14 protein-coding genes are annotated in these 11002 nt (G+C 58.0%); 5 read left to right on the top strand and 9 right to left on the bottom strand.

The window, feature by feature from the left end; all coding sequences use genetic code 11:
* Nucleotides 1–270: 270 nt before the first annotated feature.
* The gene (locus ACEW8G_RS00740) at nucleotides 271–1023 is read right to left on the bottom strand and encodes a ceramidase domain-containing protein (protein ID WP_373486539.1); all 753 of its coding nucleotides are present in this window, start codon (nucleotides 1021–1023) and stop codon (nucleotides 271–273) included.
* Between the two features lie 366 nt (nucleotides 1024–1389).
* Nucleotides 1390–2073 (bottom strand): helix-turn-helix transcriptional regulator, encoded by a 684-nt coding sequence (locus ACEW8G_RS00745; protein ID WP_373486540.1) that lies wholly within the window; start codon nucleotides 2071–2073, stop codon nucleotides 1390–1392.
* A gap of 73 nt (nucleotides 2074–2146) precedes the next feature.
* On the opposite strand from ACEW8G_RS00745, the gene ACEW8G_RS00750 reads away from it, so the two are divergent.
* Nucleotides 2147–2569 carry a PaaI family thioesterase gene (locus ACEW8G_RS00750; protein WP_373486541.1) on the top strand — a complete coding sequence of 141 codons (423 nt, stop codon included), beginning with the start codon at nucleotides 2147–2149 and terminating at the stop codon, nucleotides 2567–2569.
* An 11-nt stretch (nucleotides 2570–2580) separates the two neighbouring features.
* Here ACEW8G_RS00750 and ACEW8G_RS00755 read toward each other — a convergent pair whose 3' ends face one another.
* Complete coding sequence (locus ACEW8G_RS00755; protein ID WP_373486542.1) at nucleotides 2581–2892, bottom strand: putative quinol monooxygenase; 312 nt, start codon at nucleotides 2890–2892, stop codon at nucleotides 2581–2583.
* Between the two features lie 496 nt (nucleotides 2893–3388).
* Here ACEW8G_RS00755 and ACEW8G_RS00760 point away from each other — a divergent pair, with 496 nt between their 5' ends.
* Together ACEW8G_RS00760 and ACEW8G_RS00765 are read left to right on the top strand one after the other, a co-directional pair.
* Nucleotides 3389–4471, top strand: coding sequence for a helix-turn-helix domain-containing protein (locus ACEW8G_RS00760; protein WP_373486543.1), 1083 nt, complete (start codon nucleotides 3389–3391; stop codon nucleotides 4469–4471).
* Between the two features lie 82 nt (nucleotides 4472–4553).
* On the top strand, nucleotides 4554–5267 hold the full coding sequence (locus tag ACEW8G_RS00765) for a lysostaphin resistance A-like protein (protein ID WP_373486544.1): 714 nt from the start codon (nucleotides 4554–4556) through the stop codon (nucleotides 5265–5267).
* A gap of 98 nt (nucleotides 5268–5365) precedes the next feature.
* Here the strand turns inward: ACEW8G_RS00765 and ACEW8G_RS00770 are convergent, their stop codons facing one another.
* On the bottom strand, nucleotides 5366–6028 hold the full coding sequence (locus ACEW8G_RS00770) for an NUDIX hydrolase (RefSeq protein WP_373486545.1): 663 nt from the start codon (nucleotides 6026–6028) through the stop codon (nucleotides 5366–5368).
* Here ACEW8G_RS00770 and ACEW8G_RS00775 point away from each other — a divergent pair.
* The gene (locus ACEW8G_RS00775; protein WP_373486546.1) at nucleotides 6007–6879 is read left to right on the top strand and encodes an APH(3') family aminoglycoside O-phosphotransferase; all 873 of its coding nucleotides are present in this window, start codon (nucleotides 6007–6009) and stop codon (nucleotides 6877–6879) included. The genes ACEW8G_RS00770 and ACEW8G_RS00775 overlap by 22 nt on opposite strands.
* Before the next feature lie 71 nt (nucleotides 6880–6950).
* Here ACEW8G_RS00775 and ACEW8G_RS00780 read toward each other — a convergent pair whose 3' ends face one another.
* The 3 genes from ACEW8G_RS00780 to ACEW8G_RS00790 all read right to left on the bottom strand — a co-directional run bounded on the left by ACEW8G_RS00780 (nucleotide 6951) and on the right by ACEW8G_RS00790 (nucleotide 9241).
* Nucleotides 6951–7217 carry a PaaI family thioesterase gene (locus ACEW8G_RS00780; protein ID WP_373486551.1) on the bottom strand — a complete coding sequence of 89 codons (267 nt, stop codon included), beginning with the start codon at nucleotides 7215–7217 and terminating at the stop codon, nucleotides 6951–6953.
* A gap of 399 nt (nucleotides 7218–7616) precedes the next feature.
* Nucleotides 7617–8351 carry a DUF4336 domain-containing protein gene (locus ACEW8G_RS00785; protein ID WP_373486547.1) on the bottom strand — a complete coding sequence of 245 codons (735 nt, stop codon included), beginning with the start codon at nucleotides 8349–8351 and terminating at the stop codon, nucleotides 7617–7619.
* Between the two features lie 272 nt (nucleotides 8352–8623).
* Entirely contained in the window at nucleotides 8624–9241 is a 618-nt protein-coding gene (locus tag ACEW8G_RS00790) for a DUF998 domain-containing protein (RefSeq protein ID WP_373486548.1), read from the bottom strand.
* Nucleotides 9242–9319: 78 nt separating this feature from the next.
* Between ACEW8G_RS00790 and ACEW8G_RS00795 the strand changes: the two genes are divergently transcribed.
* The gene (locus ACEW8G_RS00795) at nucleotides 9320–9802 is read left to right on the top strand and encodes a MarR family winged helix-turn-helix transcriptional regulator (RefSeq protein WP_373486549.1); all 483 of its coding nucleotides are present in this window, start codon (nucleotides 9320–9322) and stop codon (nucleotides 9800–9802) included.
* A gap of 522 nt (nucleotides 9803–10324) precedes the next feature.
* Here ACEW8G_RS00795 and ACEW8G_RS00800 read toward each other — a convergent pair.
* Together ACEW8G_RS00800 and ACEW8G_RS00805 are read right to left on the bottom strand one after the other, a co-directional pair.
* A complete protein-coding gene (locus tag ACEW8G_RS00800) occupies nucleotides 10325–10645 on the bottom strand; it encodes a hypothetical protein (protein WP_373486550.1) in 321 nt (106 codons plus the stop codon).
* A 200-nt stretch (nucleotides 10646–10845) separates the two neighbouring features.
* A partial coding sequence (locus ACEW8G_RS00805; protein ID WP_373486552.1) for a transposase occupies nucleotides 10846–11002 on the bottom strand: 157 nt, incomplete at its 5' end.

Consider the following 11002-nt stretch of genomic DNA (forward strand, 5'->3'; position numbering starts at 1 on the left):
CGCCCAAAACCTCCGCAAAATGGCCAAGCTGATCCCGATGCCAGCCACCCCAGCGCCTGCATAAGCGGGGACGAGACCTCCAAACTACGCCTAAGCTGGCACCAGCCTCGATCTCAGCGGCGGGTTTTTCAACACAATCGGCCCAAGCCGGTCATGCGCGACCGCCAAATTGAACGTTTGGTGCCGCCTAAAGCCACCGTGCCGCTTTCGGGATCGCGCACCGGCCCCGCTCATTACCAGAGACGGGTGGGAAGCTGCCAAATGCTCGACTTAAAGGGCCGTGTGCCGGCGCTCGCTGCGGTAATAGTTGAAGGAAAGCCAAAGCGAAGCTGCACCAAGCAGGTGCCACGCGGCATGGCCCTGCATAAGACTGTGAGGCGCGCAGACCACACCGTCCTGATCCAGGACCCAGATGCCGAACGCGGTGGCTGTCGCAGCTAGGCCCCAGAGATAGAATGCGATTTTTGCGCCTGGTCGCCACCTGCGGGCAAAGACCAGTTCGATGACGATCGCCAAGAGTAGCAGGACAGCAAACAGCCATCTGCGAACCTCAGGGGCAACGATGAGGATGGTGACCAGCGACAAGCAAAGCAAAGCATAAAATAGGACTGCAGCGCCATCGGGGATCCGGCGCCACCGCGCTATAGCCGAGACCAGGAGAAAGGAACCCACAAGATACAAGCCCACCACATCGAAGAACTGGCCCCACAAGGTCAGGGTGGCGTGCAGCAAGCCAGATCCCACGCCGACCACGATCGCGGTTACGCCCAGTGTCCGCCCAGAAATCCCGGACAACGCCGAATCCGGATCCCGATCATAGGGCAGTGCAAGCATCAGACCGCCGATCAGGACGTAGCCGAAAGATGACCAGGTGTTCGCCGGTTGCAGCAGCAGCATCCCGGTTCGCGGCGCCTCGCAAAAACAGCGAGTGGCAGTGCAGCTTGCCGGGACGTATGCAGCCCAATCAGGGCCAAGAGCAGCAAGCAAAGCCAGAAACCCAAGAACAATCAGTCCGGTCAGCATCAGCGCGATGAATACCGAATGTCGTGTCATAGCCTGCAAAATGCGTTCCCCCTGCTGTAAGGGCTAGCAGGGTCGCAACCTCCTACCAAGAGTTGCGAGGGGACGAGCACGAGTAGGCGTGTATCACAAGGAGCGTCTGTCGCATGGTAACTCTCGATGGTCTAGCCGCTCAAAGCGGACTGACCGCTAGCGACCGAGGCTTAGTCATTCCCGATTATGAACGAGAACGCCTGGTTCCGCCGAAAGCCGTCATGCGGCTTCGGGGTCGAGCCTCGACCCCGCTGATGACTGCGACTGGGTGGAAAGGCGAAGGGCGGCAATGAGATCAAGCTAGACTAAGCGGGAGCACCTTGCCCGGACTTACTATTAGATCTGAGCCGCCAAAAACTTAGAGGAAAGATAAGCTTTGAGGCTCTTGTCGGGTTCGCTGATGAAATGCTGATCGCTGGTTTCAAGCATGGAAATCCTGTCAAGCCGGAAGGCGCGAAAGTCATTCCGTAGTTCGCACCAAGCGACAAAAAGCCACCCGTCTGTGAATGCCCAAGCGGCGAGTGGCCAGACTCGCCGATCCGTTTTCCTGTCCTCGGCATCGGCATATGTCAGGTGCAGGATGCGAGATTCGCGGATGGCCTCCCTTATCGTTCTCAGTTTCGGATCAGCGAGCCCCTCGCGTCGGCTCGCGAAGAACGGGGCCTGATCCAGCTTGCGTTGATCGGGTTCGGGCAGGGCTGCCTGCAACTTTGCCCGAACCTCCTTGGCTGCCAGCGACAAGGATGCGTCGCCGGCTGCCTCGACGAAGGATAGCCCCACAGCCAGAGCATCAATTTGCTCGAAAGTGAACGTCAGGGCGGGTAGGTCGAAACCAGGACGTAGAATGTAGCCGACCCCAGCTTCGCCCTCGATCGGTAGTCCCGACGCCTGCAAATGGGCGATGTCGCGGTAGACGGTGCGCGCGCTGATCTCGAAGGTGGCCGCAAGGTCCTCCGCCCGGCTGATGTTTCTTGATCGTAGTTCGCGAACCAATCTGAACAGGCGTTCGGCGCGGCGCATTGCTGATTACTGACACAATGCTGTCAGGAGCGCCAGCCTATGTTCCTGAGCATCAGACCAGCAGGAGCACGCCATGTCCATTCCCACGATACTTGATCGCTTTCCGACCCCGCCATGCGCAAGGCTGCTCGAACTCGATATTTTGGAAGCCAAACCGGATGAGGGCCTGGTCAAGATCGCGTTCACCGCTCGTCCGGAATTCTGCAATGCTGCTGGCAACGTGCAGGGGGGATTTCTAACAGCCATGCTCGACGATTGCATGGGTCCTGCCATTCTCATCGCAAGCGATGCGCAAGTCTTTCCATCGACCATCGATTTGAATGTCCAGTTCCTCGCGCCTGCGAAGCCCGGCATGCTCATCGGGGCCGGCCGCGTCGTGCAACTCGGCAGAACGATTGGTTTTGTCGAAGCCGAACTGGTGGACGCCGCCGGAACAACAGTGGCCCGGGCAAGAGCGAGTGTCAGGCTGACGGCTCTATCGAGGGCAGTCGCCTGACAGCGGTCGCCTTAGCTTGCGATACTCCGCAGAGCGGTGAATTTGGGTTCGCCTGCCAGAAACGATATCAGCGTGGTCAGATCGCCTCGCTCGATGCGCCAGGCCATATAGGCTTGCTGTGCATCGGCCGACTCCCAGACTTCATAGAACAGTACCGTCTCAGGGTTGGACTCGTCGATCAGGATGTCGAAGGCGATATTGCCTGCCGCTGACCTGCTGATCTTCAGGTTCTCAACCGTGTAATTCAGGAATGCCTCGCGTTCGCCCGGCTTGATCTTCAGCTCGGCGAGCATCACGAGACCATCGGCATATGTGTGTGTCATAGTGTCCTCCTGTTGTGGAGGCTCACGTATATTCTGAGCCTACTGACAGCGTTGTGTCAGGAGTAAATGGTCTGCGTTACGTGCTTGATAAACCACTGTTCAATGGCCGCTGAGGGGGCGACTCCTGAAAGACGGGAATACTCAAGAAGCGAAGCAAAGCCGCCATTCACGGCGTGAGTTGAGCAGCGTCGGTTGCCGACCGAGGCTGTGTAAAAACGCGAGAAAATGCTATGATTTCCTGAGTGTCAGGAGGCTTTTGAGATGGGCCGTTTCGTTGAAGGTCAGGACTGCCGGCAAGACTTTAGGTTGCCAGCATCGCTGGATGACTATGTGTCTGAAGACAATCCGGGCGACGTGCCGCCAGTTCGTCATGGTGTGCCGCCGGTTTGAGCCTCGCCCTCGATCATGACCGGTGATGGGTGGTTTTCTGAAGGGCGGTTTCCTGATTTTGTCCAATCGGATTTAGCGCTATTGCCTGGACATGATCATCGGACAAATGGACCTTGCGCTCCGTATTGGCTCTGCGGGCATTTTTATTCTGCTCGCATGGCTGCTGCTCAGCCATAGACAACGTGTCGGATTGGCCGCTCTGCTGTTTGCGCCCCTAGCAGTGTGCGTGGCTGGCTTCGTTCTCGGCAATACGCCGCTCATGTCGCTAAGGCCCGCTGGACTGGTGAGCGATATCGCGCATGCAGCCAGCGGGTTCACAGTCATTTTCCTGTGGTGGTTCGCCCTTTCCTGCTTCGACAGCCGCTTCCGGTTGCAAGGCGGTGTTTTGATGGTCGGGCTTGCATGGGCTGGCGTTGCAGCAGCGGATCGAGGCCTGTTCGGCGATATGCTCGCCAATGTTGGGCTATCGCAATTGCTTGTGGTCATGGGTTTTGCGATCGTCGGCCATCTTGTCTGGCGACTGCTGGACGAGAGGCAGGGCGACTTTGTCGAGCAACGCCATAGTGCGCGCGTGCTGGTTGCGGTGCTGCTTGGCGGGATGTTGTTCATCGACCTGATGGCAGACGCACTGTTCGGCTTCAACTGGCGGCCGCTCGCTTTCTCCATGACACAGAATGCCATGGTCCTTGTGTTCGGTCTTTGGCTGGCAGACCGGGTGCTGACCGTCCGAGCCGATGTTCTGACCTTTGGCGCGGCGCGGGCGGGGGCAATCCCGATGAGGCCGGCGCCAGATGCCGCCCACGGCCGCGATGAAGCACTCTACCGCCGCCTGATTGTCCTGATCGAAACAGAGCGAGTGCATCTCGATCCCGCACTGACCTTCGGCCGCTTCGTGGAACTCATGTCAGCCCCTGAGCGCGCGGTCAGAACACTGATCAACCAGCAACTTGGCTTCGATCATTTCCGCGCCTTTTTGAATTATCACCGAGTCGCTGAAGCGCGTCGCCTGCTGAAAGACCGTGACCGAAACGACAAGTTGATCGCTATCGCGCTCGATAGCGGATTTGCCTCGCTTGCCAGCTTTAACCGTGCCTTCCGGGCCATCGAGGGGTGCAGTCCGAGCGCCTATCGGTCTGCGGCGCGACCGCGTGACGTAATTGGCCCAAAAATCCCGAAAGCCGGGTTTTGAGGAGCGAAATTTCGCCTTCTGAGGAGCGGGAACGGACATCACACGCTAGCCGGAAAGCCCACCGCAATGGAAAGGCAGGCGCGTGAACGGACTGATCGGACTGGCAGGAACTCTAGCTCTTCTGCTGTTTCTTGGAGCAGCTCTGAGTCTTGCCGATCGGCGCAATTTCTCTGCGCGATGGCTTGTGATTGCCACGCTGCTAGTGGCGATCAACGATATCCTTCTCACCCGTTGCTACGGATTGCTGCCAGTTTTGATCGGAGGCGCGTGGAACTGGCAAGGCAAGCTGACCGCCTTTGCCGTTACTATCGTCATAGCGGCCCTGCCGGCCTTTGGGTTGCGCAGGGTCGGCCTTACCCTGTCACACGAGGCGGGCAGCCTGAAAGCTGCGGGACCAGTCGCTGCGGCTTATTGCGCCTTCTTTGTCGTCATCGCCATGCTCTTCCCCGCCGATCATCCCAGCGCAGAAGATATCGCATTCCAGTTGACGATGCCGGGTCTGGAGGAAGAGCTGTTCTATCGCGGGATACTGCTATTTGCGCTCGACCAAGCGTTCCGGGGACGCAAGCGGCTGCTTGGCGTCGACTGGGGCTGGGGGGCGGTGTTGTCGTGCTTTCTTTTCGGCATGACGCACGCCTTTGGTTACTCCGACGGAATCTTCTCGTTCGATCCGGTCACAATGGCGCTGACCGCCATTCCATCCTTCATCGCGGTATGGGTGCGTCTGCGGACCGGTAGTCTGCTGCTGCCCGTTCTGCTACACAACTTCGGCAATACGTTTTCCTTCATCGTGTGAGAACAAGCACACATCTGTTGCTGCTGGTGGCCGGAATGGAGTCGCGTTGAGAAACTCGGCTTTCGTAGAAAAAATCCGTTGACGCCGCCCATTAGGTTTCAGCTCCAGACATCAGCTTGAACCAAGATGTCTGCGAGGTCCTCGGGCCAGAATGGTTCTCCTAAATTGATGAGCTCGGCTTGGCTCCACCACTGATGGGCTGTCACCACTTCACGCTCAAGAGCGGTCCAACTCGCGTCGGTTACAATATGCCGCTCTGTTCGAACGAGAAAGTAGCGTTCATCAGCTTCGACCATTTCTCCCGATGCGATAGCAAAGGTGACAAATCTTCGAGCGATTTGGGGCCCGATATCATCGACCCCCAGTCCAACCTCCTCAAGCAATTCTCGCTTAGCAGCGTCCTCGTATGTCTCCCCTTCATCAAGTCCGCCTCCCGGCGTCGCCCAAAAAACTTGTCCTGATAGGGGACCTCTCTTGTGTTCGAAACGGAACAGCAAAATCCGCCGATCATGGTCGACCACAAGGAGACGTGAAGATGGTCGCTGCATAGCAGTTCGATACCCATCGGTGGCGCGCATCGTCAACGGCGGCATATCAAACAGCCAGCGTGCGCGTTTTGCAGCCGCTTTGGGGTCGGCAAAAGAACTTCTGGTTCTGGCGAAATCCGGGCCAGAGCTGCCAAGCTGGTATTGGCACGTGCCGATCCAGCGTGGACGGCCGATTGTGGGTGGAAAGGCGAATGGCGGTTTTCCGCGACCCATCGATCGACATCGTTGGCAATTGGGAACGCATTGCCAATCCATTGTGCCGCTCATATTCCAGCAGCATGATCGCAGACAGTTCTGGAATATACGAACAACTCATCGGGTCCTGGATCGCCACTCCCTCACTGGTCGGAGAATCTGGCTGTAAGGTGCTGCGCCTCGATGACCACGAGGGACAAACGGTTGCCTACCTGAAACACGGCAAGGGTGTGCTCAGCGATGCAGTGGCAGACGAGATGACCAGACTCCGGTGGCTACACTCCCGCCTGCCGGTTCCCGAGATTATCCGGTTCATCGCCACGCAAGACGAGTGCTGGCTGATGACAAAGGCGCTGTCAGGCGAAAGCGCGCGGGCCTTGCTCGATAAACGGCGTGATGACCGCGAGCTTGTCATCGACGCACTCGCTGATTTCCTCCGCGTGGTCCATGCGTTGCCAGTCGTTGAATGTCCTTTCGACACGCGCCTAGAACGCAGGCTCATTGAGGGCCGCGCGCGGATTGATGCCGGACTTGTGAATGAAGCGGATTTTGACCAAGAGCAGCAAGAATGGTCTGCGGAAGATGTCTGGGAGGCCATTCAGGCGCATCTTCCGCTAAAGCCTGACCTTGTCGTAACTCACGGTGATTTCTCGCTAGATAACGTCCTATTCGAAGGTGGCCGGATCTCGGGATGCATTGATGTTGGTGGCGCAGGGCTGGCTGATCGCTACCACGACCTCGCAATTTGCTGGAGCGATCTTGCTGAATATGGAGTGCACGCCCAAGAGCGACTTCTTAAGCGCTACGGCGTTGGCGAAGGAGACCGACGCAAGCTCCAGACATATCAGCTCTTGAATGAGTTATTCTGAGTGCGTGAGGAAAATTGATCCGCCGATACGGGGTCGCAAGCTGCCAGCTTAGGCACCGCGCGAACCTGATCTCAAGGGTAGAGTATGATTTGGGTTGCGCGAAACAGTGCCATGCGTCGTCCGCTTGAAACCGAGGTGATTTCAGCGTCCCATAGTTGGGTTGTGCGTCCACCATGGATTAGCGACGCGACGATCTCGACCTCGCCTTCAAGGGCTGTGCCAACAAAGTTGCATTTTACCTCTGCCGTCGTGAAGTTCTTTGCCCCATCGGGCCACGCCGTCGATACACCATAGGCGCACAGCAAGTCGGCTAGGGTAAGGCCGACACCGGCTAGCAGATAGCCAGTATGCTAGACCAAGTCAGATCTTACGGTGAAGCGGCCGACAACACGCCCGTCGCCGACTTCGGTTATAACGAGACCAAGGTGCTCGGGAAGCTTGCCGACATTCGCCTGATTAAGATCAGGGACGGATGTATGATTTGTCATGGAAACCATCACTAGCCTCCCTCCGCAGGCATCGCCCCTACACTATGTTCGTTTTCGATGGTCCTGCAAGTGGCCATGAACCGCCACTTCGGGGTCGATACCCGAACGGCAGGAATTTTTCAGAAGCGGGGCAAAGCCGCCATGCCGCTTTCAGGCTCGAGCCACGGTCCCACTCATGACCGCAGATGGATGGGTTCTTGAACGGTAGCCTTCGACAGTCGAAAATGGCTAATGATGTCTATTGGCAAATCATCCGAATGCTCGCTTTATCTCGACTACCCCGTCAGTTTGATAACACTCTCCATGTGAGAGAATGATGCCCGTCGGCTCCCATGCAAGCATCTGTTCCACACCCCGCCTTAGCGCTGCGCGATGAAGCAGAGCAGCCAGTCTGATTTCGATGGAAGGGCGACCGTTGGGTCCCGTCGCACCGCCCACGATCAGTAACGTTCTGACGAGCGCACCTTGAACTCGGCTCGCTTCGAAGTTCTGCATCAGGTCTGTGACGATGAGCGTTCGAGATGGGCGGTGAAAGAAAACAACTTCTGTAAAGCTGCCGAGCGCAACCACATGCAGGTCGATATCCCCGCGCCATTTTTCAGAAAACTGCTCTCCGAGAACGGAGAAAGCGATGTGCGGGAATTTCGTGTTTAGGTTTGGTGCCGCATACGTTGACGTAGCCGGGAATGCACGCACCCAGTCGGCCAGAAACGTGTAATGGAGCGTGTTCGGAGCCACGATCGCGGAAACGGGCCCCAAAGCGCTGACAGCAGTAACCAGCTCGGGGTCGCACGACACGGGCGAGTGAAGCCACAGACTGCCGTCCTGCAGCTTAACTACCGTCATTCGGGTTGGGCAGGGGATGGTCACCCCACTGAGCGAATAGGATACCTCGGGGCCGTTCACTGTCCAGATACCCTCCCCCCAAGGGATCAGGCGTAATTGTGGTTCATAGAGACGATAGCCGAACATAGATTGCGACATGAGATCAGAGCCTAAGGCATTGAGGTGACCACCACGCCATTGCCGTGCACTCAAGTGCCGATTCGATGTGGTGTCCGCAATGTCTTCTTCGGGGTCGCTTTGAGAATTTCGGTTGTCGACGAAAAGCCCGTTGAAGCTGCCTTGCCGCTTTCGGGATCGCGCCGCAACGCGGCCAATGACGCAAAGTGGGTGGTTTGCGGAATGTTTGGTCGAATTTGGCAGCAGATCCCCCGAGCAGCCGCATCGGTCTAATCACTCGCCAGAATTTATCGTTATGCTTGCCGGGTCGAGGACCCCGACTCCGATCGGAGCAGGCCCAGACCCAGCAGTGCCAGCCAGAGCACCATGCCGGCAAATCCGAACCGCTGGCCCCATCCGGGCAGGATTGGCGCTCCCGATTGGTGGGCGACTTGCCATGCAATATTGGCGAGAAGCGCGAGCACCAGCCATCTGCCATGGCGGGCGAATGCCGCCTGTCCGGCATCGATCAATGTCGGCGGTGATCGAAACAACGCCAGCGCCCAGATTAGGCCAGTGAGCATTGCTGCGGCCAAATGCGCCTGCGACGTGAGAGAAGCGGGGGCCGCCATGTCGAAGGGGAAAACACCTGTCAGCGCCAATGCCGCGCCAGTGAGCGCAAGCAGAGCCATTCCTCTCGCATTTCCTGTGGCGCGCGCAAGGGTCGTTGCTGCAACGACCACCAGCAAACCAGGCAGCGCGAAGCCTAGCAGATTGAACGCCAGAGCATTCGGCGCTCCGACTGCCCCCAATTCGCTTACCGCTTTGGTGCCATGCGTATAGCCGTCGAGGCGCAGGTGCGCGAAGCCGATCAGGCTGCCGGTAAACAAAATGGAGGCACTGAGAGCGGCTAAGCCAGCAGTGCGCCGCATATCGAGCCTTGCTTGCTCTGATCGCTTGTAAAGACGATGTTCAGTTGTCAGGCAAAGTAATTCGCATAGGCTAACTATATGAGCAAGAGCGACGATCAAGATTCAGCAACCCTGGCCAGCGCGCTCGTGAACACGTCTGTTCGGATGGTCCGGTGGCTGAAGGCGGCTGATTCTGCCCCGAAGCTGACAGGCGCACAGGCATCGGCGCTGGCCGTCATTGTCTGGTCAGGCGGAATCCGGCCATCGGACCTTGCCAGCGTCGAAGCGATCAAGCGTCCGACGGCAGCGCGGGTCATTGGTGAGCTTGTCACCAAGCGCTTCGTCATCCGTGATGATGCTGCGAGCGATGGTCGCAGCGTGATCTTGCGAGCGACGCAATCAGGTCGCGCAATTCTGGTAGAGGGTCAAACCCGCCGGTGTCGTCCGCTTGCCTCTGCGCTTGCAAATCTGTCAGCCGGCGATCGTGCCGGACTGGCGGCGGCGGTCGCAACACTGGATGAGATTCTGAACCAGTCGCTGGGCACCGGTTCACAAGCTCCAGGCGAACGGTCTGCCCCATAATCGATTTGGTTTGGTGGATGGCTAAAGACCCTGCCACCTAACAGCGGTGGCGCCATCCGGGTCGCTAGACCTCAGCAATCCTTGGACTTCGTCTTTTCCTCTATTCGCGCGCTCCCGTATGTCAGCAGCGGCAAGCGCAACCCAACCGAAGGGGCGTCACTCCCCTCGGCTGGGCTACTGATCAAACAGAAGGTGCCGATAAGATCGGTTCGATCACCCACCCCGTTTCAGGGTCATATGACCCGGCACCGCGACACTTTTTGGCAAGCGCTGCTTCCAAGTGCAGTTGCTGGTGCGGCAGCACATCATCTACGCGAATGCGTTTGGTGCTGAAATAGCTTGGTGGTTCACCATGCACGATCTCGCACCAGTCAAAACATGTGCACCAGCTGCTTCTCGGTGGGCGCGAACCAGTGGTGAACCTCAAAGCGGTCGGTGTGTTCAGTGATGTAGAGTTTCATAATGTCGGTCTTTCGTTGGCGTTAATAGCTGGGCCGCATGGTTTGCGCTGAGCAGGTCTGATCACGCTTGCAGCTGGACCAGAGGCAGCATCGTCCAGCCGGTATCATCGATGAAGACGGCAAGGCGATCGCGCCCATCGCTCTGCATTGCTTGGGTGCTCTGCATGAACCGCCCCGCCCGCTTGAAGCGGACCATCTGGTCGATTGAGAAGTCGCCGGGTGCATCACCCAGCAGCGATGCCCATTGGGCGACGAACATCTCGGCTGCGCTGTCGTGGCTGCGTGCGAAGGCGAACAGGGTGCCAAGCCTGTGGTTGATCCTGAACAGGCTGGTGGTGTTTGCAGGTAGGTTTTCGGCGTGTCTGGCCGTGTCTGTATTCATATTTTGAACCTCATGTTTGTTGGTGAGGTTCAATGCTTAGCGCGCACTCTGATGGCATGCGGGTGGCGAATGATGTGGCTTTTGATGGGATTTCTGTGCTTGGAATTGGCAGCCTCTGGGCCGCTATCGGAATTGCTGGATCTAGGCGACGAGAGGCGAATCGTTGCCATTCCGGTCCGTTGGTTAGGGTCGAGACTCAATCACAGCCAGAACGCGACGGCGGCAGCGAGGCTCACGGCTGACAGGAAGTTGCGCGCGAGCTTGTCGTAGCGGGTAGCGACACGGCGGAAGTCCTTGAGGCGGCAGAACATGGCCTCGACCCGCCACCGGTCTTTGTAGCGGCGCTCATCATACTGG

It is taken from the genome of Blastomonas sp., from assembly GCF_041747255.1.
Classification (GTDB): domain Bacteria; phylum Pseudomonadota; class Alphaproteobacteria; order Sphingomonadales; family Sphingomonadaceae; genus Blastomonas.